Source organism: Actinobaculum sp. 313, assembly GCF_003073475.1.
Classification (GTDB): domain Bacteria; phylum Actinomycetota; class Actinomycetes; order Actinomycetales; family Actinomycetaceae; genus Asp313.
Genome location: NZ_CP029033.1, coordinates 2344863 through 2368057 on the forward strand (window position 1 = coordinate 2344863; position 23195 = coordinate 2368057).

Genomic DNA, 23195 nt, shown 5'->3' on the forward strand with positions numbered 1-23195 from the left:
GACAGATCTGTCAGCAGACCTGCCTTTGCTCGACCGGAGCCACCCCGCCTGCCTGCCCCGCAGCCAACTCTCAATTCGCTGCAGAGAGGCCAGCGGCTTGGATGGGCCCAACCGTTTGGATGGGCCCCATATCACTCGGTGCGGCGTTAGTTCGCTGCGGATAAACCACTGGGCTGCGAGCCCGCCGACGAGCCGCCACTCCACGTATCGGTCGCTGCGGCCAGTCCGTCGATTCCTTCCGGCGCCTCGGCTGCCTCGGCATCCTCGGGAAGGGGCGCGTCGGCATCCTGTCCGGAGAAGGTGAAGGACATCGGGATATTGTTCTTATCCACGTCCACCACAATGGTCTGACCCGGCCGGAACTCACCAAAGAGCAGCTTCTCGGACAGTACGTCCTCAATGTCGCGCTGGATGGCGCGACGCAGCGGACGCGCACCAAGCACCGGATCGTACCCGCGATCAGCGAGCAGGCTCTTGGCGTCGTTCGTCAAGGCGATGCGCATATCTTGCTCGGCCAACCGCTTGTCCAGCTTGCCGATCATCAGATCGACAATTGCCAGAATCTCCTCGCGGCGCAGCTGCGGGAAGACGATCATTTCGTCCACACGGTTGAGGAACTCGGGGCGGAAATTGTCCTTCAGTGCCTCGTTGACGCGCTGCTTCATGCGCTCGTACGACGTCGTCGTGTCCTGATCGAACTGGAAGCCGGTGGTCACGCCCTTGGCAATGTCCTTCGTACCGAGGTTGGTCGTCATGATGATGACGGTGTTCTTGAAGTCGACCACGCGCCCCTGCGAATCGGTAAGGCGGCCTTCCTCCAGGATCTGCAGCAACGGGTTGAACAGGTCGGAATGCGCCTTTTCAATCTCGTCGAACAGTACCACGGAGAACGGCTTGCGCCGTACCTTCTCGGTCAGCTGGCCGCCCTCTTCATATCCGACATACCCGGGAGGAGCACCGAACAGACGGGAGACGGTGTGCTTCTCCGAGTACTCGGACATATCAAGCGTGATCAGCGCAGACTCGTCACCGAAGAGGAACTCGGCTAGCGCCTTGGCCAGTTCGGTCTTGCCGACGCCGGTCGGACCGGCGAAGATGAACGAGCCACCCGGTCGGTTCGGATCCTTCAGGCCGGCGCGAGTGCGCCGAATCGCCTGCGAGAGCGCCGTGACGGCCTCGTTCTGGCCGATAACGCGCTTGTGCAGCTCATCCTCCATGCGCAGCAGCTTGGCAGACTCGGCCTCTGTCAGCTTGAACACCGGGATACCGGTGGACATGGACAACACCTCTGTGATGAGGTCTTCGTCGACGACGGAGACCACGTCCATATCGCCATCCTTCCAGGCCTGCTCGCGCTCGTTGCGCTGCTCGGTCAGGCGCTGCTCTTCGTCGCGCAAAGAAGCGGCCTTCTCGAAGTCCTGCCCGTCAATGGCGGCCTCCTTATCGCGGCGCAAACCGGCGATCTTCTCGTCTAGCTCGCGCAGCTCCGGCGGCGCAGTCATCTTGCGAATGGCGAGCCGTGCACCGGCTTCATCGATCAGATCGATGGCCTTATCCGGCAGGAAGCGGTCGTTGATGTAGCGGTCGGCCAGCGCTGCGGCGGAGTCGATCGCATCATCTGTAATCGTCACACGGTGGAAGGATTCGTAGCGGTCGCGCAACCCCTTGAGGATCTCGATGGTCTGCGGCACCGTCGGCTGATCCACCTGAATCGGCTGGAAGCGCCGCTCCAAAGCGGCGTCCTTCTCAATGTGCTTGCGGTACTCATCCAAGGTGGTGGCACCGATGACCTGCAATTCACCACGCGCCAGCATGGGCTTGAGCAGCGACGCCGCATCGAGTGCGCCTTCGGCCGCGCCTGCGCCGACCAGGGTGTGAATCTCGTCGATGAACAGAATGATGTCCCCGCGCGTATTGACCTCTTTGAGGATCTTCTTCATGCGCTCCTCGAAGTCACCGCGGTAGCGTGATCCGGCAACCAGCGAGCCCATATCCAGCGAGTACAGCTGCTTATCTTTGAGCGTCTCGGGAACATCTCCGGCGGCAATCGACTGGGCGAGGCCTTCGACGACGGCGGTCTTGCCGACGCCGGGTTCGCCCACCAGCACCGGGTTGTTCTTGGTACGGCGGGATAGCACCTGCATGACACGCTCGGTCTCCAGATGACGTCCAATCACCGGATCGAGCTTGTGCTCACGCGCGGACTGCGTCAAGTTGCGTCCAAACTGGTCAAGAACAGTTGAGCCTGCCTTCTGACCCTCGCGGGCACCGTTTCCAACCCCAACCGGCTCCTTACCCTGGTAGCCGGAAATAAGCTGATTGACCTGGTTGCGCACGCGCGGCAGATCCGCACCGAGCTTCACCAGTACCTGGGCGGCGACGCCGTCGGGTTCACGGGTGAGCCCGAGCAGCAGGTGCTCCGTCCCGATGTACGAGTGTCCCAGCTGCAGACCCTCACGCATCGCATATTCAATGACTTTCTTGGCACGGGGAGTGAAGGGGATATGCCCCGACGGGGGTTCCTGGCCCTCCCCGATAATATCGATGACCTGAGCTCGGACATTCTCCAACGTGATGTCCAAAGCATCAAGCGCCTTGGCAGCAACGCCCTCTCCCTCACGAATGAGACCGAGCAGAATGTGCTCAGTGCCAAGGTAGTTGTGTTTGAGGTTACGAGCCTCCTCCTGCGCGAGTACGATCACCCGGCGGGCACGGTCTGTAAACCGTTCGAACATTGGCACTCCTTGCGTGGTACTACTCCCTGACTTGGCGAGTTCACTCAACCATAACTGCGCCGGTCGCTAAATCCTGCCGTTGTTCGCCAGCGGCGTGAGGTGTGATGGCATGAAGCCCCTGTCCTACGCGAGAATTCGCGGCAAAAACACCGCACACATGCGTTCTATGCCATCGCGCAATACTTACAAATGCTGCCTTTCTCGCCGCCACCATGCGCACGCGTCCCGCAGCCGAGTAGTTTCTAGAGAGTAGTTCTCGCGGGAGAAGTGCCCTGTACGAGTTCCGCAGCCGAGTAGTTTCTAGTCGCGAAGAGTCCGTTCCGGCGACGACGTGCACACACGTTCCGTACAACACCTTCCATACAGCGAGTGGCCTAAGGGAAGCGCCTTCGACACTCAACCTGACTCAACACTCCACCAGGATCGTGAAGGGACCATCATTGACCAACTCAACATCCATCATCGCGCCGAACTCCCCGGTTTCCACATGCAGCCCGTAGGCGGATCGCAACTCCTGCACAACGGCGTCTACCAGCGGTTCGGCAACGTCACCCGGTGCCGCGTGCGACCAACTCGGCTTACGCCCCTTCCTCGTATCAGCATAGAGAGTGAACTGTGACACGACGAGGACCGGAGCCCCGCATTCCTCCGCACTACGGCGAGCAGCGGTATCGTCTAAACCGCCCGACCCTCGCAGGATTTTCAACTGTGCGATTTTCCGCGCTGTCTTCTTCGCTTCGGCATTCCCGTCGGAACCAGTCACACCCAGCAACACACATAGCCCAGCTTCGATCGCGCCTACAACACGTCCGTCCACGCGAACCTCTGCGCGTTTGACACGCTGGATAACTGACCGCATGCTTCCTGCTCCTCACTCGATTCTCGCCGCGCCGGTGGCCACCCCGACCTGCTGCGGGTCATCCAAGCCCGCTCAAGGGATTCTCGCCGCGCCGGTAGGACGCTTGTGTTGTGGCTCAATACGCAAGCTTACGATCCCCGATTGCCACCCGTCACCGTGCGCACGTGCCGCCCACTGGGCGACGTATCACGGGCCATTCGGAGCACGTGTTACCGCGCGTGTGCCAACCTCGCTTACCTGTTACAGCAGTCTTTACGATAGCGATCATCACCGGCGCGCACGTCACCCTCGGCACGAGGAAGTCCAGCGGCAATCTGACGGCACAATCGTCACCGTGCGCAGATAACCCGGCCAAGAAGCTAGTCCCAGCGTGTAGATTAACCGCGCGAGCCTCCCGCAACTCCGATGCCTTACGCCTGCCTAATCCGCGACTTCATTTGTCTCCGTCGCGTCAGCTGCCGACGTCGCAGTTCCTCCCCGTGGTCCCATCCGTGGATATTCCGCGCCGCGGTAGTAAACTCCTGGAACAAGAATCAGCAGGAACAGCACGAAATGCACCCATGAAAGATCGGGCGACACGATGAGGACTGCCCCGAAGAACAATGCAAAACTGAAACAGAGTAGCCAGGAATCCCGCGATCCCTTGGCCTTCTTGAAGTCACTCTCCGGACGACGCCCGCAGTCCACCAAAGCCCACACATCGATTGCCAGTGCACCAAGTACGCTGATGAACCCAATCAAGAACAGACTACCGAAGAACAACTCCTCATCACTCATTGTCTTCGCCTTTCGTTCTGCCTATGACTATCTTCGCTTTACTCGGAGACTAGCTCCAAACGGCCCAGTACGCTTCTGATTCGGAGTCTTTCTTTGATCGGAGCCTTCCGCAGCAAGGAACACCGCGGCACGCACCAATACCACAGCGCTCGGTTCTCACCAGCCTCCACGATTTGAACGCGGGCGCTCGCCGCCAGGCCGTCGCGGTCCCATGCGCTGCCGCTCCGGGCCGAGGTAGTAGACAACGGCGATGATGGCGAGCAGAGAGAGAAATCCCCGGAACGGCAGGTATATGAATGGCACAACGAAGCTCAAACTGAGCACCACTGCTAGGACCAGCACAACGGTCCAAAAGTCCTTTGATCGCCGTGCGAACGTAAAATCGCCCGCCGACCGGCCCAAGCAATCCACAAGCGCCCACACCGCAAGAGACGCTACAAAAAGCGCAATCGCCCAGTTTATAAGGCCATATAGTGTCCACCCCAGCACGGCGGCCCACCTCCCCTCCCTAACATAGAAGCATGAGAACACTCACGCCTACACAGCACACCCCAGCGACGTGCTGCGACGAGTTCCTCTACGGGTCTGCATCGATATGCACCGACGCCACGGCATGTACTGCCCTCGCAGTATATCCATCCCGCACATCATCCGCAGCCACAGTTCCCGACATCCACCGTCGTATTCCTGTGTGCCACGTCTCGGCATTCAACACCAGCTCCGCTTTCGCCCGACCGTTGTATTCCCTCGTGCCGCATCGGCACCGATAGGCCGCAGCCACATCAGAACTAGTGCCCCGCCTGCTCAACAGCCTGTAAACTACCGGGCCACACAGACCTGTCCAATATCTAACCAAAATCTAGCCGACTGAACATGTCGGCAGAGAATGGCGCAGGATTTCCGACTTTCCGCACCGTTTCCCGGCTATGCCATTGCTATCGCATGGGCGCACTACGAAAATCCGTGCATATCAGAGCTGATCACGCCTGCGCAGTTCGGCGCCGGGTCGGCGCTCCGGAGACACACTGGATTTTCCGCTCGGCGTGACGATTACTTCCTGGGCCGCCCGGAAATCACCAATTTCGACGACGGCCTCAGTTGGCAGGTTGCGCCGTACCAGAGCGAGCGCCACCGGCCCCTCCTCACCATCGCTCACGGCACTGGTAACGGTACCGACCACGCGGCCTCCCGCTACAACGTCGTCGCAGTGTCGAGGCAACTCACCGGGCGGCCCTTCCAGGTACAGCATGACGAGCCGTCGAGGCGGCCTCCCCAGATTCACTACCTTCGCAATGGTTTCCTGCCCGCGGTAACAGCCCTTGTCGAGGTGGACCGCAGTGCGTAACCAGTCAAGTTCATGCGGCAATACCCGCGGCACGATCTCTGTGGCAGGCCGCGGTCGCCACGCCGTGACGCGCGCAGCTTCCCAGGCTGCAATTCCGGCAGGGCGGAAACCAACTTCACCAAGTTCTCGTGCGATACCAGGTAATTCGTCACCTGGTACAAGCGCCATAACACATTCGCGGCCCGCCGCCCGATGCTCTGCGTCAAACGGGCCGTATGTCGCGCCACCCACTGCGGTGCGTGGCCAGGGGTCGCGCCACACCAGGGGAAGGCTTGTCACGATTGCCCGCGCTGCCAGCGCACCAATTGCCTCGCCAAAGCCGCCCAATACGGCAACGTCGTCGCGCCGCTCCACCTCAACACGCAGCATGAAGCGCATGGAATCCAGGAAACATACTAGTTGCGCCCCATGGCCGCCATCGGCGATAAGCCAGGAGGTCGCGCCGTCGTCGAAGAACGCCGCCGCCGTTTCGATATGACCATCTGGGTCGAGCAGCAATAGCTCGGTCGATTCTCCCGGCTTGCGATCCACCAACGCCTGACTCGTCAAGGAATGCAGCCAACTAAGACGATCCGGGCCACTGACGGTAACGACATCCAGATGAGAGAGGTCGGTAAATGCACGTCCACTTTGCAGTGCGCGCTGCTCAGGAATTGGCGCGCCATAATGCAGCGCTACACCGGCATCTACTCCCGTCGCCGACACCGCATCCGGTAGGGAAAGCAGCGGACTCTGTAGGGCATTCTCCACCCTGCTTCTGCTCGCCATGGCGTCGATGTCACTCATCGGTCACACGCGAGAGTCTGCCCGCCATATAACTACTCATCTCGTGCCCGAAGGCCGCCATATCGTACGCGAGGAACAAATCCGATTCGACCAGACCGGCCATTATCCGACCGCCCGTCTGCTCAACCGCGGTGGGCGTGGTGGCAATGGCGTCGGCCTGCATCTGTAACTGCGGACCCTTGATCAGGCCCGCCCACGTCATAGCATACCCGGCCGGTGAGGCCGTCAGTCCCTCCAACATCGTGGCACCGTCGCGCTTATCCATCCCCGGCGTCGCGCGCAGATAGCCCGCCAACGAACTCCAGAGACGTTCCTTTGTCAGAGACGCATACCCGTCCAGTCCGGGCATCTCCTTGTCGACGGCGCCCGCGGGTTCAGCGATCAGCCAGACACGGGAGTTAACCCGCAAGTACGGGCCGCCGTCGTCGTTATCTATCGAGACCTCATGAAGGTAACCGGCAGCATCAATGCCCTGGTACTCGAGGACACCCGCGCCGCACCAACGGCCGATTAGCCACGCCATCGGGTAACACTCGGGCGCCACATTCTCCGGAATCTGGAAGACCATACCTCAAGGCTAAAGCACAAGCAGCGCACTCGCGTATCCGAGAACGCCCAGAGCGGAATGCGGTACAAGAACGAATGTCACCGCGGGCCCGCCCCGACCAGCGGTTTCGAGAAGCCTAATCACCTGGCTCAGACCCCAACACAGGACCGTGTACCCGACCGTAAGAATGGCGCACGGCCACCAGCTAACACCTGGCATAGCGTAGGTCACAGCAATCCCACCTCCTGCCGCACACAGCAACACACACATATATCGCCACGGGCTAGGCACGAGAAAAAATGGAATCGATCCCGCGGCAATAGCCGCAGCCCCGATAAGAAGCAGTTCCCCTCCGCCCGGCGTGCGCGCCGTCACGACCCACAGGCAGCCACACAGTCCAATAAGAGCCCCGTATACGTGCCCGAAACCTGCGCGGCGAGGTCAGATCGCCCGTCGCGGCGCAGCATCTGCGCCACGTAAACCGCCGGGATCGCCATTGCGGCAACGTATGCAACGTGGATCGGGTGACCACACATTGCACAAACCGCTCCACACACAGCCACGAACAGCATCGTCGCGCGTGCCGATGCGATATGCGGAAGCGAGAGCAAACGTGGCCAGCCCCATGTGATGACACCAAAAGCCAGAAGAACCACGGCGACGACGGGAAGAAACACAACACTCACACCGGCGAGACTCACAGCGGCAACATGCGGCTCATAGCTGGGAATAACTGCCGGAAGTGGCTCGAACTCCTCCGATAAACGCATCGTCGCCCATGCTCCTAGCGCCAATGCCCCCGCGCCCGCCACGGCGGCGACCGCACGAACCGCGCGGGGGCGACCGAAGGTTCGTTCTCCTCTGCCCTGATAGGTAGAAGCTTCTTCCTCACCCCGGCATTCTCTCACGAGTCACCCTCTGCCGTTGAACTCCAGAGGCTGGTTCTAGCTGAACTCCCACAAGCGGTGACAGTCCGGGGGTGCGGTGAGGGTTCAGAGCACGGTGAGGACTCCGGGACGCGGTGACAATCCGGGACGCGGTGACAATCCGGGGCGCGGTAAGTACTCAAGGGCGCGGTAGCGGGCATGCACAAGCTCCCGGGAACTGAGCCGCTGGAAACCGACGCCTTTCCTGCACCCGCTGCACCCCTCCATTCCCTTCCACATGGACCCATCGTCATGTAATCGAAATGTGATCATAAAAGCACGCGACACGCACCGCTCTTACTGCTATGCTGATGCTACGGCACCGGATCGCGAAAGCCCCGGGCTCCAACTATTGCCGCTTCGAGCGGCTTTCGCGCCGACTGGCGCTATCGGGTTCGGTGCTCCCTTCACAGTGAGGGAGTGACACTTCGGAGTCACTCCCTCACTTGGGTTTCTGGCCTCACCAGTGTCCGTGTTCTCCGAATTTGTGGCCTATTTCTGCCGTGTATTTGCCCGTACCCCTTCCAGGAGCGCTAGTCTTATCTCGGCATGGCTAGACAAGACTCGAGCGTGTTGAGAAAACACGCACGGTATGCCCTATCCTGCTATTGGAATGCCGTCCATCGGGTGGCACCTGTTTACAAGGAGATCGTGTGGCGCTCAGAAAGTTCTCGAAGTCGGACTCTTTGTTCGAGTTGCTGACCACTCAATCACAGCACCTCATTGAGGCTGCCGACCTGCTCGGGCAAATTATTGCTGCCGACCCGCAGGACAGGACTGACCTCAACACCAAACTGCACGAAGTAGAGCACCGCGCTGATGACGCCTGCCACACCGTGCTCAAAAAAGTGAACCAGTCCTTTGTACTTCCGTTCGACCGGGAAGATCTCTATGACCTGACATCCGTGACGGATACATGCGTTGACCTGATGGATGAGGCGGGCGACGATCTCATTCTCTTCAAGCCCAGTGCTCTGCCTGATGGTGTCAATCTGCAGGTGGCGATCCTGCGCGAATGTGCCCAGCTAACCCACGAGGCCATGGGAAAGCTCGCGAGCATTGACAAGACAACTCGCGACTACTGGGTGCAGGTTAACCAACTAGAGAACGAGGGCGACCAAGTGTACCGCGCCATGATGGCCGACCTGTTCGAAGGTGGCACGGACGCGCTCGAGGTAATGAAAGTTAAACTCGTGCTCGACGCCATGGAGAACGCCATCGATTCCTTTGAGGAACTCTCCGCCGTCGTCGAAACAATTGCCATCAAGGAGTCCTGACCTTTGAGCGGCACACTTATTCTAGTCTGCATCATTCTGCTCGTATGCATGGTTTTCGACTTCACCAACGGTTTCCACGACGCCGCCAACGCTATTGCCACCTCCGTGGCGACGCGCGCACTCTCCCCACGCGCCGCGCTAACCATGGCCGCCATCATGAACTTCATTGGCGCCTTACTCGGCACCGGCGTCGCCGAAACAATTGGCAGTGGAATCATAGATCCAGCGGTTGGAACTGACGGCCTGTTAGTCGTCTTTGGCGCGCTAATAGGTGCAGTGACGTGGAACCTCATCACCTGGTGGTTCGGGCTGCCGTCCTCGTCATCGCACGCACTCATCGGAGCTCTCGCCGGTGCCGGCGTCGCCTCGGCTACAACTGTGCACTGGAGTGTCATCTTCGACAAGGTCATCATTCCGATGATTCTCTCCCCTGCGGTCGGCTTCATTGTCGCGTTTGTGCTAATGAAAATGGTACTGCGTCTGCTGGCTAATGCCCCCTACCGCAGCACGATGCATCACTTCCGGCACGCCCAAACAGCATCGGCTGCCGCCATGGCACTGGGACATGGCTTGCAGGATGCCCAGAAAACCATGGGCGTGGTCGTTATGGCGCTGGTGGCCGGCGGATACCACCACGACATGAGTATCCCACTATGGGTCAAGCTTGTTGCTGCGGCGGCCATCTCAGCTGGCACTTACAGCGGTGGCTGGCGCATTATGAAGACCCTCGGACAGAAGATCATCGATCTGGATCCCGCCCGGGGCTTTGTCGCCGAAGGTATCGCGGCAACCGTGCTGTACGGCACCGCATTCCTGTGGCACGCTCCTATCTCGACCACACACACCATTACCTGCGCAATCATGGGAGTGGGTGCGACGAAGCGGCGCTCCGCCGTGCGCTGGGGTGTTGCGGGAAATATCGTGGCTGCCTGGATCTTCACTCTGCCATGCGCCGGACTTGTGGGAGGCGCGGCGACGGCGCTCATGCGGCTCATCGCTTTGTAGTCGGGACAGTCAGGACACGGTTTCTCATCGGGGTTTGGTTTCCAGCCGGGGCTTGCATCCGTCTGGTGTCCGCTCCCGAACCGGACCTGGTTTGTTCCCGCGGTTACTTTCGAGTCGTGTCCTCGTTTCTGGACCGGGCCTAGTTTCTCGCCAGGCCTCGGCCGTCCTCCTGCGCTTCGCGCCCTCCAGGTTCGAGCCCGCTAGAGCTCGTCGCCCTCCGGCGGGCGGAATCGCTCAACTGCCAGCGCTAGAACCTCACACTGCGACACCGGGAGGCTTGTGTGCACGACGAGTATCTCACCCGGTTTGAGATAGGGATCCTCCGTCGGCAGTTGCGAGCGAATAGACGGTGGACTCATAACACCAACCATTTCCATCACGCCGGGCAGAGTTGGCCTGTGCAGGCATATGGCCACGGTTGGCGTCTCTGCCTGCGGCCAGGTTCTTGCCGCACCGTCATCGACGTCGAGACCACGTTCGTTGATACAGGCCGCAGCTGTGATGTCACGGTGGTCGGGCGCAGTCAAAGCCGTGGCGTCACGGTGGTCGGGCCCAGCTGGAGCATCCAGAGCGGCTAGGTCCAGCAACGCTGCGCTCCCCACGCGAGCGTGCAACAACCCGGTCACAGTGGCCAGGAACGACGCCTCGTCCTCCATATACCCCTTCTCCGTAAGCTCCGGGTGCTCTTGGAGGGGAGCCGAGCCGATTTAGCGTACGGACGCAGGGTTGCCATGCATCGCTCCCATGAGGATGACACCAGCGCATCGGCTCCGTACCAAGAGAGTTGACTGGCAAGAGCCCGGCTTTGTTTCTTCCCGCGTATGGTCAGTGGCCGCGTCTCTTCGCCATCCGGCCAGGCGGAACGTTTGCGCGCCTGTGCATGCCGGACCAGCAGAACCGGTCGGCTTGCAATCGCGGTCGTGGTCTCGCCGTCGGCTACTGCGCGTCGTAACACTTCTCGGTCATTGGGCATACTGAGGAGGGCGAGAGCCTGTTTCAGTTGAAACCAGCGCGAGGCGCCGATCTCGCGTGCGCGAGCCGGCTTGACCGGTGGGCGGCACCGCAATGCCGGATGGTTGGCCGGAAGCGGAACTGCAACCCAGTACCGGACTTCCTTTCGCCGCCCATCCCGCAACACATAAGAAACACTGCCCGCGGGTTGCCGCAGCCCCACCGGCACGCCCGTTTCCTCGGCGATCTCGCGAATGGCGGCGGCGCGGCAGTCCTCTCCAACTTTGACTTTCCCCTTGGGGAATGCCCAGTCACGATAGGAGGGACGGTAAACGAGCAGCACTTCCAGACCGTATGGGCCCAGCCGCCACACGATACCCCCGGCAGCCAGCACATCGGCTTGCCTTCGAGAGGTCATGCCGTCCTCCACTCCTCCGCATGCCAAGTACTAACAGAGCACGGCCGAGAGGCACCCATCCTGATATTCTTCATCCCAATCAGGTCAGCCTCGGGCCGAAGTAGAACATCAACTCGAGTTCGCTTACCGGGTAGGGGCGCCCGCGCGGCGGGCGAGACCGCCCCGTCGTCGCACCTTCATAAGGTCCTGGCAACGGTCCCATCACTTCCCTGCGGCGACATGCGAGCGCGCCTGCCGCATCAACAAATCCTGAATATCCTGCAGGCGCCTACCCTTCGGACTCTTGGTATGCCGCACCCACCCGTCGGGCTCAAGATGCCACGAGCGCGTGGTATCCGCACAGGCTACGTCAACCAGCTCCACTAGAGTGTCAATCATCGCGGGATCGGTAATCTTGACCAGCGCTTCAATACGTCGGTCGAGATTGCGATGCATCAGATCCGCCGAGCCGATGAATACGTCCGAGTCGCCGTCGTTACAGAACGCGTAAATGCGCGAGTGCTCGAGGAATCGGCCGAGAATTGAACGCACCCGAATGTTATCGGAGAGCCCCGGAATGCCCGCGCGCAGCGCACATATGCCGCGCACCTGGATATCAACCGGTACGCCCGCCTGACTGGCCCGATACAGCGCATCGATCGTTTTCTCATCCACGAGGGAGTTCGTCTTGAGCTTGATCCAGGCATCTTTCCCCTTCTTCTTGTTCGCGATCTCCCGCTCGATTCGCTTAATTAGGCCGGAGCGAATACCGGTGGGAGCCACCAACAGTCGGTGGTACTTGTTGCGTGGCGCGTAGCCGGACAACTGATTGAACAGTCGGGTGAGGTCCTGGCCGACGTCGCGATCACATGTCAGCAGGCCAAGATCCTCATAACCGCGCGCAGTCTTCGGATTGTAGTTGCCGGTGCCGATGTGACAGTAGCGCCGCAGACCGTCTTCTTCCAGACGCACTACCAGGCAGAGCTTGCAGTGCGTCTTCAATCCGACAATCCCATATACGACGTGGACACCGGCATGCTCCAGTTTCCGTGCCCATTCGATATTGGCCTGCTCATCGAAGCGGGCCTTGATCTCCACCAGGGCCAGCACCTGTTTACCCGCCTGCGCCGCCTGGATCAGCGAATCGATAATCGGTGAATCCCCCGATGTGCGGTAGAGCGTCTGCTTAATTGCCAGTACCTTCGGATCACTGGCTGCCTGCGCAATGAACTGCTGCACGGAGGTTGAGAACGCATCGTACGGGTGGTGTAGCAGAATGTCATGGCTACGGATTGCCTCAAAGAAGTCCGTCGGCTTTGCCGATTCGACCTCTGCCAGTCCGAATGGCGTGACGGGCACGTACTTCGGGTACTTGAGGTTGGGTCGGTCCAGGTCATGGATGACATTCAGACCCGTCAGATCCAGCGGTGCAGGCAAGCGATACACATCCTCCTGCCGAATGCCAAGTTCCCGCACCAACAGCTGCAGCACGTAATCCGAGATACCTTCTTCAACCTCCAAACGCACCGCCGGGCCAAAGCGTCGTCGCATCAACTCGCGTTCCAGTGCGGTAAGCAGGTTTTCGGCGTCGTCCTCTTCGACTTCCATATCCTCATTGCGAGTAACACGGAAGGTGTAGTACTCGACGACTTCCATACCGGGGAAGAGCTGCTCGAGGTGGGCGCCGATCACTTCTTCCAGCGGCACATACTTAGTCCGCCCCTCGGCATCGATGGGAACATCTTCGGGACGGTAGGCCCGGCCCTCGGAATCCACCGCAATGAATCGTGGTAGAAGTGGCGGTACCTTCACGCGCGCAAACAGGTTCTTCCCCGTTCTCGGATTACGCACGACGACGGCGAGGTTCAGCGACAGCCCCGAAATGTAGGGGAAGGGGTGCGCCGGGTCCACCGCGAGCGGTGTGAGTACCGGGAAGATCTGCTTCTTGAAGAACTTGCGCAGCCGGTCGCGCTCCCCTTCCCGCAGGTCGTGCCAGTGCAAGATATCGATGCCCTCACGGGCGAGCTTCGGCTGCACATCCTCGGCGAACACCTTCGCGTGCCGCGCCATTAGTTCGTGGGTACGCTCGGTGATGCCGTCCAACACCTGCCGCGGAGTCATACCCGACGCCGCCGTAACCGCCATACCGGTGGCGATGCGGCGCTTCAAACCCGCAACACGGACCATGTAGAACTCGTCCAGGTTCGACGCGAAAATCGCCAGGAACCAGGCGCGCTCAAGGATCTGAAGACTCTGTTCCTCGGCCTGCTCCAGTACACGCTCGTTGAATGCAAGCCAGGAAAGCTCTCGATCCGCGAAGCGTCCGTCCGGCAGGGTGGACTGGTCCAGTGAACGCGAAGCCTTTTTGGCTTCGTCGCGTGCCTGCTTTGCCATTTCCACAAGCGATGTGGTGGATACCGGTGAGCCGAGACGCATGCGTGCCTTGGCGCGGGCCCGTTCCGCTAGGCGTTCTTCTTCGTCGACGACGATGATGTCTTCATCGTCATCCTCTTCCTCGTCTTCGCCGCCGAGATCGCCAGTCTCTTGCTCGTCGACGTCGCCGGGGCTCTCAGGGGCGTCGTCAGCCGGAGTGTCATTGCCAACCACATCGTTCTTGCCGACCTCGCCGGCCGCGCCGACCTCGTTGGCATCGTGAGGCTCACGGGCCGTGTGAATCTCGCGTGGCTCACCTGCGGCGCCGTCGACGCGCTCACCGCCGGCGCTGGAGGAACCACCGTCCCCGCCAGTGGTGCCGGGAACGTCACCTTCACCGTTCGTCTCGACGGCATTGGTATCGGCTTGCCCTTCCGTGGTATCGCCTGCGGCGCTCGCATCGGCGTCATACCCTCCGGCAAGATCGCCAACAGCATTCACATCGCCCTCAACAGGTTGCGGCAACTCGTGGCGCTCCTGCCCCGATGCCGGATCCACGTCTGACGCCGAGTCGGTACCTGGCGACTGATCGGCAGGATCACTCGATGCATGATCGACGACGTCCGTAGCGGTCCATTCGGAGGGCGCGTTCCCCGCGGTTGAATCCGTTGACGTCTCCGGCAGCGTTGGCTCTTCGTTCATAAAGACCATCATCCCATTTACCGCCGGTCCTTTACACCCCCATTTCGCGAGTTGCGCTTACCGTCGGGGGTCGGAGGCGGCATCCGAGGAAGGTCTGCGCCCACCCCTTTCGAAGAAGTGGAGGGTTTGGCGAGAAATGGAGGAAAAATCACGCACTTTCTTGAAAAACCCTCCACTTCTTGAGCCCTGGGACGACAGGCAGGGCAACCCTCCTCCCGGATCTGCGCCTCGCACGGTTCTGTGTCACGCGGCCGAGGTCAGAGCTGCGGTTTTTCCCACCAAACCGCACACCTCAGGGCATTTCCGCAGCTGCGGTGTAGCATGCCGCTGCGCCCATACCCGCCAAACTGCACACCTCAAGGCATTTCCGCAGCTCAAAGCGACAAGATGAACGGAAATTCCATAGCAGCTATACTGCATCCATATGGTCTGACTCACCCGGATATGGAGGTTACGATGTCCACGATCACCGTTGATTTCGATGCACTCGATCATTTGTCCGCGATCTATCACAACTTAGCGGATACGACGACGCAATCATCACCCAATGCACGTTCGTATATCAGAGACAACATCGTAGTCCCGAATAGCGGATCACTCGGCTACGTCATGTCTGACATTATCGGCTACGCGCAGCAGGTAACGGACGCGGTTTCGCAGTGTGAAACGGACGCAGAGAAGGCACTGCGTGGCGGAGCGGATGCAGTAGACGAGTGCCGCCGTCACTACGAGAACAGTGACCAGAACGTAATCACACTGTTTGATGGCAAGTACACTTCAGCCGATGTAAACACAGCGAAGTCAACACCGAGTACACCAGTTACAGGCTGCTTGCCACCAGCTGTGGCAGAGACCACTTTCGCCGATGTGTTCAGTTCCATGGGAATGGTCGGAAATGTCATTTCTCCGTCCTTCTGGCTTGGAGAAGGAGCAGATATCATCTTGGACTTCATCCTCGGTGAAGGCGAGCACAACCCGTTCGACGCGATCCCAGGTGCAATAGCAGGAGACTGGGAGGCTGTGTCGCGAGCCGGAAATGGACTTGGTCACTTGGCGGACTACTTTTCCGCGCTTGCCTCGGAATCGACGAATACATGGAGCGACACCGCCTCCGAGTGGGAGGGGGAGCAGCTGATACTGCTGCGACGTCCTTTGGCAAGATGTCGCAGTCATTCTCCGATATTGCCGAGGAGTTACGCAAACTCTCGGCAACTTACCAGAGCATAGCGATTGGAATCTACAACCTGGCAGCTTCTCTTGCCAGTGGACTTCAAGCTCTTGCGGACTGGGGAATACTCTTCCTGGCTGCTGCCGCAGCTGTGACGCTACCTGTACCCATCGTCGGGCAACTCCTTGGTCTCGGCGGTGCAGGATACGCGGGCTACGAACTGATACAGGCAGCCAGAGCTCTCATAAGTACTCTGAACGCGACGTGGTCCCTCGTCATTGGATTCACCGGCCTATGCGCCACGTCCCTCGGCCGGTTGCAGGTGTCTCCTGATACCAGTACCGTTTACATTCCCACTTTCTCGGAAGGATGCCTCGTGGACAACCGTTCGAACAGGCCTGTCCGACTGCTCTCAACATTTCCCATTGGCAGTCCTGGGGATCAATTGCTCCGCGAATCCCTGCGGGCGTTACGCGCTGAGGCACCGCCGGAGACTCGGCGCATGATTGACAGTATCTTTCGCGACGAACGGTCAGTCCGTGATCTGATGAATTCATCGTGGATGAGCAAGAGGCTCCAATTCTCCGCCGAACAGACCACTGAGTTGAAACAACAGATTGCCGATGTTCGCGCTAGGGCTGAAGGCTCCGACGGCGGAGCCTTGCCGAGTCGCACCGAACCACGGAGCGGCAGATGACAACGGACAAGCAAAGCAACCAGCAACGCCAAACCCGTCGAGGTCGCATGGTACTCGCGCTACTGGTTGTGGCCTTCGCATCATTCACCGCTTTAGGTCTCGTCAGAGGGAATGTCCCCGGAAGCTACAAGGACACGGTCTGGACCGTGTCTTTTGCCATTACCGGAGGATGGCTCTGTGCACCGCTCCTATTTCGAGATCCGATGAAGTGGAAAGCACGAGCAATCATTGAAGGTGTTGCCCTCGTCCTCTACATCTCCACCGTAGTGTTCATCCTTCTTCACTACTCTGATGTCTATTCCGAACTTCTCGCAACCGAAAACTCAACTCTAAAACGGGGAATCAGCAAAGTTTTAGTAGCCCCCACTGTACCCGGTCTTGTATGTGCCTTCTTCTTTTATCTCAACGTAGCCTTCGGCCGTAAACCCGACAAATACTTCGGCCCAACTCCCGAACCAAAAGCCCGACAGCAAGCAGAAAACAGGGCAGGAGCACAGGACTTTCACCATTGGGGCAAGCGGTTCGGCAGCCATGCACTGATCTTCATCGCCTTCCTCTCCGCAGCACTCGCCGTAGCCGTCTTCGCCAGCGGACACCTCGCAGACTCGCCCACCTACCGTATCTGGGCCGCTATCTTCACCATCACCCCTATCTGGATCGCCGTCCTGCTACGGTTCGGCCCACAGCGGGATTGGAAGTCACGCGCGGCGGTCCTCGCGGTTGCCGCCCTCCTGTACGCCGTCGTGTCCGTATATGCAGTCATGAACTACACAGTCATCGCAGACGCAACACCAGGAACCGGTATCCTCTCACACCTCGAAGGACTGAAGCCAACCCTAGCCACACCATACCTACTCAGCTTCTTGTGCGGAGTCTCCTGCCTACTGCTCTTCTCGTCCAAACGCCGCACAAGGCACTTCTTCGGAGTCGATGTGCCGGAACAGTGCGAGGACAGTGAGTGATCCCCGCGCCGCGTCGGCCCGACGGCGTATCGCCCCACGCTTCGACCTACCGCGCAGACATCTAGCAGCAGGTCACCGGCTGGCCGGAGGGACCGCCCGGAGCTATCCCGCGCCACGTAAGGCGAATACGGCGGTTCAACACCTAACCGGAGGGACGCTGAGCACATCGTATGCGCCACCACCACTCCGGCTGTGGGTCACCATCTCATCCGTACAGCACATGGCGCTGCGCCGTGGCGAAACCCATCCGCTGATAGAGCGATACGGCAGCGGTGTTATCGGCGTCCGCATAAAGACGCACCAGGCGTGCACCACGCCCGGCAATAAGCCGCAGTCCCGCTGTGGTCAACGCCGCGCCCACACCATGCCCCTGCGCCGACGGCGCCACTCCGAGCACGTACAACTCATACTCGGAAGGAACTTCCTCCGGCTTGAACCAAATAAAACCTTGCAGTTCGCCACCATCGGCCACGGCCAGCAGGCAAAGGTCTGGATCAAACCATGACTGTTCAAACCGCTGACGCATGTCCGCCTCAGTCAGTTGCCCCTGTTCGGGATGCGATGCAAAGGCGGCGGCATTCAACGCCGTGAACGCCTCTAGATCCGCACGCGGATCAAGCGTTCGCAGACGGAATCCACCCGTCGCGAGATCTTCATCAACAGTTTCACGAGTCGGAGCGGCACCCGCGCCGTCGCCAAAGGCACCCGCGCCAGAACTACCGCCCCCGTCGCCTTCCTCCTCGCCAGCCGCTATCTCGCGCTGCAAAACAAGCAAAGCACGACGCACGGTCAGATCGAACTCACTCGCCAACCTGGCGGCGGCAGGAAGATCGCCGTGCGCCCAGGCGCCCGCCACGGCGTTCTCGGCACGGGGATCCACACCACGAGTCTTCGAGTCGCGCTCGAAGAGATCCGCATGTACCTTCCTCGCCAACACCCGGCCGTACCCCCGACGTCGGGCATCAGGGCGCACCGCCAGCTCGACCGTGCCGGCACGCCCGAGATGCGCCAGCCCCGCCACCTCGAGTGGAGCCCCGGCCAGGGCCGACACACTCTCCGTCGCCCGCTTCTCGTGCCCTTCCGTATCCGGGGCATTCTCGCGCCGCTGCTCCGCCTTCTGCGTACCATCGCCCTCATAAGCCCCGCGAAGGTCAGAGACCGCGTCCGCCGCGTCGCCGTCGTCGATCACCCATATGTGCGAATCCAGAGCCCCGGCAGCCACATCAAGCACGGTCTGCTCATCGAAGGGAGCGAAGCCATCCACCTGCTCACACTGCCGGTTGATCGCTGCCAGGGCATCCTTCCATCCCGCCGCAGGAAACGGCCCGCGCACTCTCATTCGAGCATTCCATCCGCGGCTAGCTTGCCCGCCGCCCGAAACTCGGCCGATGTAAGCAACATCGCGCGGTCGCGCCGCGTCACATCGGTGGCCAGCGGGTGGTCACCGGTACCGATCCACACCGGATCAACCTCGCCGAGGAAGTCTGTCAGACGCGCAGAGTCTTTCAGTACCTCTGCGAAATCACCTTCATACGTACCCGCAAGAACCGAATCCCACTCCTGGCGCACAGTTCCTGGCTTCGGGGTCATGGCGATCTTCTGCTCGCCGTCCGCCCCCTGGCGGCGCAGCACCTCCGCCGAAGCCTCGTAGCGACGGTTGACCTCAGCACCCTCACGCCGAATCCACTCGCGCAGCAGGTAACCGCGCCATAGAATCCCCGGCAGGGTGTTTTCCGGAGAACGAATCCATGACTCGGCGATAACGTCGACGCCTTCCTCGTCAACCAGGGCCAGAATCCGCTTGAAGGTCTCGGGGTCCTCACCGCTGTGATGCCGTCCCATGGGTACTAATGCCTGCGCCGAGGTGTGGGCAAGCTCCGAGTTGTAGGCGACGTCGGCCTCGCCTTCAATCGCCTCAATCTGATCCGCATCGAGCTGTGCGGGGCGTCTCGGCTTCTTGGTCATAGCATCCTCCTCATTATCGCCGCCGGTTGAGTGGACCATTGGCGTCGTGACAGCTCTGGCGGCTGTGCCCGTCTGGACGAGACTATTCTCCCGCAGATCAGGGGCCATGGCGAGCAAATCAGAACACTGCATCGAAGTCCGCGCGACGGCCTCTCGTATCCCGCATACTCGCATCTCCCGCAGGTCACACCCATCTGACGAATCACCCCCGATTTCTCCCGGCCCGCATACTCGCGCATCCCGCATACTCTCATATCCCGCATATTCACTTACCCCGCAGGTCACACCCGCCGTCCAGCCGCGCACAGTCGGGACCTCCCAGCGACGTCCGTACGCCGCACGGCACGCATAGCCGTCCTAACCCGCGCACAGTCGGCGCCTCCCACCGTGCTCCTCACGTCACTCGATGTGCCTAATCGGCGCCGGACGGGTAAACTACTTGCGGGCCTATAGCTCAATTGGCAGAGCACCGGACTTTTAATCCGTGGGTTCAGGGTTCGAGTCCCTGTGGGCCTACCACCAGAAAACAGCATGATCACGCCACGACAACCCGCCACGCCCGCCGTCTGCCAGCACACAAGGTTAGTTTTGCAGCCACTTCGGAACTCGAAACCAATTTCACGCGATTTCCTGCGTATAAGTATCTTCCCGGACGCCTATGCATCCTGCGCGCGTTCCCCCTACGTAGGCTGGTTCTACACGCAAAACACATAGGACGAAGGAGTTCCCTCATGTCAACGCCAGTTTTGTCACGCTTTGACCACATACTCTCCCCGATCACAATCGCGGGAATCACCTTCCCCAATCGCATCATCCTCCCGCCTATGGGCACAGAAATGGGCACCGAGGATGGCAAATCCACGGAAATAGAAGCCGAGTACTACGGCGCCCGTGCCCGTGGCGGCACCGCACTGACCATGACCGGCATCAATTTCGTACAGTCCGACCTCGAACCAGTTCAGCCCGGGTTGGCTCGTGCCGATACCGACGAGCACACTGCGGGCCTGAAGGGAATCGCCGACGCCGTTCATGCCGCAGGTGGGCTAGCCGCCCTCCAACTCACACCCGGATTAGGCCGCAACAATCAGAACTATGACGCCTTCGGCATGGAACCGGTGTCCTCTTCCGACAACACCTACTTCTTCGACCCGACCCGCCGCTGCCGTCCGCTGACAACCGAAGAGATCAAGTTGATTATTCGTAGAGTTGGCGAGGCTGCACATCGCGGCTACGAGGCCGGATTTGACGTTATCGATATACACGGCCACACCGGGTACCTGATTGACCAGTTCATGAGTTCGGTATGGAATCGGCGGACAGATGAGTACGGCGGCAGCGCCGAGAATCGCGCACGTTTCGCCGTCGAGTGTATCCAGGCCGCCAAGGAAAACGCACCCGGGCGCATCATTTCCTTCCGTATCTCCGTCAACCACCGTTTCGAGGGCGGCCGAACCTGGGAGGAGACCCAGGATTTGGTACGCGCGCTGGAAGCCGGTGGACTCGACATGATTCTGTGCGACGACGGCTCCTACGAGGCCATGGACTACGTGTTCCCGCCCTACTATTTGGGGGACGCGCCGATGGTGGAAGCCGCCGCGAGGGTAAAGGACGTCGTGTCCATTCCCGTGGCCGCATGCGGCAATATCACTCCGGAGATCGGCGAAAGACTCATTGCCGAAGGTAAGGCGGACCTCATCGCCATCGGTCGCGGCCTTATTGCCGACCCCGACATCGTCCTCAAGCTACGCGAGAACCGACCGGAGGACATTCGCCCCTGCATTCGCTGTAACCAGCTCTGCACGGGCAACGCGTTCTTTGGACAAGCGATCGGCTGTGCGGTCAACCCCGAGGTCGGGCACGAGGCCACCCGGGTTATTTCCGAACACATGGCGCGGACCCCCAAGAGAATTGCGGTGGTTGGCGCTGGCCCGGCCGGGCTCGAATTTGCCCGTGTGGCCGGCCTGCGCGGACACACAGTTGACGTCTACGAGAAGGGCGACGCCGTCGGAGGCGTGCTGCGCCCCGCCGCCACCCCCAACTTCAAACGTGAGCTTTTCAAGATGATCACCTGGTGGGAGCACCAACTCGAGCAAATCGACGGCGTAACCCTCCACCTCAGGCACGAGGTCACGGCCGACGATCCCGTGCTCAGCGACGTCGACGAAATCGTCGTCGCCGCCGGGTCCCATCCATTCATTCCCGCAGCAGTCGCCATTGCCACTGATGCAACTCCAATTGATGTACTCGATTTCCATCTGGGCGCACCGGTGGGTGATCGGGTGCTGATTTGTGGCGGCGGACTCTCCGGCGCCGATGCCGCGCTCGAACTCGCCCAGCAGGGGCATGCAGTCACAATCGTCGAGATGACCGATGCCATCGCCAGTGACATGCTCATGCTCAACCGCACGAGTCTGCTGCGCGATCTGGCGGTGCACAACGTCGAGGTTCTCACCGGCACCTCGGTGCAGGAGATCCTGCCAGAGGGTGTTCGAGTAACAGACGCAGCCGGAAGCAGGATCATCCAAGCCGACAGCATCATCACTGCCTTCGGCCTGAAACCCGCCACCGAACTCGGAGCGGCGCTGACTGCTAGCGGCGCCACCGTGCACACGGTAGGCGACTGTGTGAACCCCCGCAAGGTCGGAGACGCCATTAATGACGCCTACGAACTCGCCTTAGCACTGTAATCCAGCGGTGAAACCGGCCGAATCGCCGCGATCCTAGGCGCCGGGCCGCGGGTAGTGCGGGCGAACACCCAAAGGCGGTGGGCACACGTCCAGGCACTACTCGCGGCCGCGGAGCCGCAAAGGGGGCTTTTGCCTGCCCACTCAACCAGCGCCCTCGCGGGCACCTGTGGACACCTGGCCAGCCAACATCGAAGTCACGGCGGCATAGCGGACATGCTAATCTAGCTGCCATGTCGCAAACCCCCGCAGCGCACGACAGCAAATTCATGCAGATGCCTTTACCCGACGGCACGTTATACCGAATCGTACCCATACCGGTAGGCATTCGAGTCATCCGCTTATGGCTCGAACACGATTGGCCGCTCAGCACCGACCACGCCCTGCAACTGCGAGATGAACTTGGTTGGGTATCCTCACCGTCGAAAGCGACACTCTTCACCACCAATCACGGCACGGGAGAAAAGGACGCGTCCGCCATCGCAATCCGCGGCATGGTCGACTCCTTCGCCTTCAACCTATCCTCCCGGATCGCGCTGGAGTTTGAACCGTTGGTCGAAGCGGTGGCGCGATCAGCTTTCGACCAGTACGTGGGGGCGCTGAGTGCGTTTTACGGCAAGGGAATCACCGAATGGAACGACGAAGGCGAAGCACGATCCGTCACCTGGCAGCTACCCAGCACCGCCACCGTGCAAATCGGTAAGTCTGGCTGGCTTCTTCGCGTCAATATCGACTCCCCCAACGCCGTCGCTGCGGCGGCAGCCGAGGCAGAGTACTTCGAGATATTCGACGAGAACGACGACGAGCTTCCCGAGGATGAGTGGTGATCCTCGGCTCGTCGGGCACGCCGCATCATCCCAGGTTTGGGGACTGTTGGCCAGGGATGTTCACGACGAGGTCAGCAGCCTTCAACACCATATTTCACCCCGCCAATCCAGTAAGGTGTCCAGCGCGCGGACACTGCTTAGTGCACGGGCGCTGCTTAGCGCGCATGGCAAGCTGCCATCCATGCTTATCGGTTTTGGCACCCTTACTAAGC

19 protein-coding genes and 1 tRNA gene are annotated in these 23195 nt (G+C 60.4%); 8 read left to right on the forward strand and 12 right to left on the reverse strand.

The window, feature by feature from the left end; all coding sequences use genetic code 11:
* Positions 1–146: 146 nt before the first annotated feature.
* The 7 genes from DDD63_RS10100 to DDD63_RS10130 form a co-directional block, all read right to left on the reverse strand.
* Entirely contained in the window at positions 147–2735 is a 2589-nt protein-coding gene (locus DDD63_RS10100; RefSeq protein WP_108716259.1) for an ATP-dependent Clp protease ATP-binding subunit, read from the reverse strand.
* A gap of 406 nt (positions 2736–3141) precedes the next feature.
* A complete protein-coding gene (gene dtd / locus DDD63_RS10105; protein WP_108716260.1) occupies positions 3142–3594 on the reverse strand; it encodes a D-aminoacyl-tRNA deacylase in 453 nt (150 codons plus the stop codon).
* A gap of 420 nt (positions 3595–4014) precedes the next feature.
* Entirely contained in the window at positions 4015–4371 is a 357-nt protein-coding gene (locus tag DDD63_RS10110) for a DUF2516 family protein (RefSeq protein ID WP_108716261.1), read from the reverse strand.
* Positions 4372–4527: 156 nt separating this feature from the next.
* Positions 4528–4902, reverse strand: coding sequence for a DUF2516 family protein (locus tag DDD63_RS10115; protein ID WP_108716262.1), 375 nt, complete (start codon positions 4900–4902; stop codon positions 4528–4530).
* A 439-nt stretch (positions 4903–5341) separates the two neighbouring features.
* On the reverse strand, positions 5342–6502 hold the full coding sequence (locus DDD63_RS10120; protein WP_108716263.1) for a glycine cleavage T C-terminal barrel domain-containing protein: 1161 nt from the start codon (positions 6500–6502) through the stop codon (positions 5342–5344).
* Positions 6495–7070, reverse strand: coding sequence for an FABP family protein (locus tag DDD63_RS10125; RefSeq protein ID WP_108716264.1), 576 nt, complete (start codon positions 7068–7070; stop codon positions 6495–6497). The genes DDD63_RS10120 and DDD63_RS10125 overlap by 8 nt, the downstream gene beginning before the upstream one ends.
* A gap of 350 nt (positions 7071–7420) precedes the next feature.
* Positions 7421–7957 (reverse strand): hypothetical protein, encoded by a 537-nt coding sequence (locus tag DDD63_RS10130; protein WP_125482508.1) that lies wholly within the window; start codon positions 7955–7957, stop codon positions 7421–7423.
* Positions 7958–8628: 671 nt separating this feature from the next.
* Between DDD63_RS10130 and DDD63_RS10135 the strand changes: the two genes are divergently transcribed.
* Together DDD63_RS10135 and DDD63_RS10140 are read left to right on the forward strand one after the other, a co-directional pair.
* On the forward strand, positions 8629–9252 hold the full coding sequence (locus DDD63_RS10135; protein ID WP_108716266.1) for a DUF47 family protein: 624 nt from the start codon (positions 8629–8631) through the stop codon (positions 9250–9252).
* Positions 9253–9255: 3 nt separating this feature from the next.
* Entirely contained in the window at positions 9256–10257 is a 1002-nt protein-coding gene (locus DDD63_RS10140; RefSeq protein WP_108716267.1) for an inorganic phosphate transporter, read from the forward strand.
* Positions 10258–10457: 200 nt separating this feature from the next.
* Here DDD63_RS10140 and DDD63_RS10145 read toward each other — a convergent pair whose 3' ends face one another.
* The 3 genes from DDD63_RS10145 to DDD63_RS10155 form a co-directional block, all read right to left on the reverse strand.
* Positions 10458–10913, reverse strand: a complete 456-nt coding sequence (locus tag DDD63_RS10145; RefSeq protein WP_108716268.1) for a hypothetical protein — start codon at positions 10911–10913, stop codon at positions 10458–10460.
* Complete coding sequence (locus tag DDD63_RS10150; protein ID WP_108716269.1) at positions 10880–11626, reverse strand: NUDIX domain-containing protein; 747 nt, start codon at positions 11624–11626, stop codon at positions 10880–10882. The genes DDD63_RS10145 and DDD63_RS10150 overlap by 34 nt, the downstream gene beginning before the upstream one ends.
* A 201-nt stretch (positions 11627–11827) precedes the next feature.
* The gene (locus DDD63_RS10155) at positions 11828–14680 is read right to left on the reverse strand and encodes an RNA degradosome polyphosphate kinase (RefSeq protein ID WP_108716736.1); all 2853 of its coding nucleotides are present in this window, start codon (positions 14678–14680) and stop codon (positions 11828–11830) included.
* A gap of 456 nt (positions 14681–15136) precedes the next feature.
* On the opposite strand from DDD63_RS10155, the gene DDD63_RS10160 reads away from it, so the two are divergent.
* The 3 genes from DDD63_RS10160 to DDD63_RS10170 are packed head-to-tail and all read left to right on the forward strand — an operon-like array spanning position 15137 to position 17507.
* Positions 15137–15907 carry a hypothetical protein gene (locus DDD63_RS10160; RefSeq protein WP_108716270.1) on the forward strand — a complete coding sequence of 257 codons (771 nt, stop codon included), beginning with the start codon at positions 15137–15139 and terminating at the stop codon, positions 15905–15907.
* A complete protein-coding gene (locus tag DDD63_RS10165; RefSeq protein ID WP_108716271.1) occupies positions 15841–16545 on the forward strand; it encodes a hypothetical protein in 705 nt (234 codons plus the stop codon). The genes DDD63_RS10160 and DDD63_RS10165 overlap by 67 nt, the downstream gene beginning before the upstream one ends.
* Complete coding sequence (locus DDD63_RS10170; RefSeq protein WP_108716272.1) at positions 16542–17507, forward strand: hypothetical protein; 966 nt, start codon at positions 16542–16544, stop codon at positions 17505–17507. Before DDD63_RS10165 ends, DDD63_RS10170 begins: the two co-directional genes overlap by 4 nt.
* A gap of 205 nt (positions 17508–17712) precedes the next feature.
* Here DDD63_RS10170 and DDD63_RS10175 read toward each other — a convergent pair whose 3' ends face one another.
* Together DDD63_RS10175 and DDD63_RS10180 are read right to left on the reverse strand one after the other, a co-directional pair.
* The gene (locus DDD63_RS10175; protein WP_108716273.1) at positions 17713–18846 is read right to left on the reverse strand and encodes a GNAT family N-acetyltransferase; all 1134 of its coding nucleotides are present in this window, start codon (positions 18844–18846) and stop codon (positions 17713–17715) included.
* On the reverse strand, positions 18843–19472 hold the full coding sequence (locus DDD63_RS10180; protein ID WP_108716274.1) for a hypothetical protein: 630 nt from the start codon (positions 19470–19472) through the stop codon (positions 18843–18845). The genes DDD63_RS10175 and DDD63_RS10180 overlap by 4 nt, the downstream gene beginning before the upstream one ends.
* Before the next feature lie 443 nt (positions 19473–19915).
* On the opposite strand from DDD63_RS10180, the gene DDD63_RS10185 reads away from it, so the two are divergent.
* The 3 genes from DDD63_RS10185 (at position 19916) to DDD63_RS10195 (ending at position 22983) form a co-directional block, all read left to right on the forward strand.
* Positions 19916–19991, forward strand: a tRNA-Lys gene (locus DDD63_RS10185).
* A 212-nt stretch (positions 19992–20203) separates the two neighbouring features.
* Positions 20204–22159: an FAD-dependent oxidoreductase gene (locus DDD63_RS10190; protein ID WP_108716275.1), complete on the forward strand. Its 1956-nt coding sequence runs from the start codon at positions 20204–20206 to the stop codon at positions 22157–22159.
* 230 nt (positions 22160–22389) lie between these two features.
* Positions 22390–22983: a DUF6301 family protein gene (locus tag DDD63_RS10195; protein ID WP_240611260.1), complete on the forward strand. Its 594-nt coding sequence runs from the start codon at positions 22390–22392 to the stop codon at positions 22981–22983.
* Positions 22984–23195 lie beyond the last annotated feature (212 nt).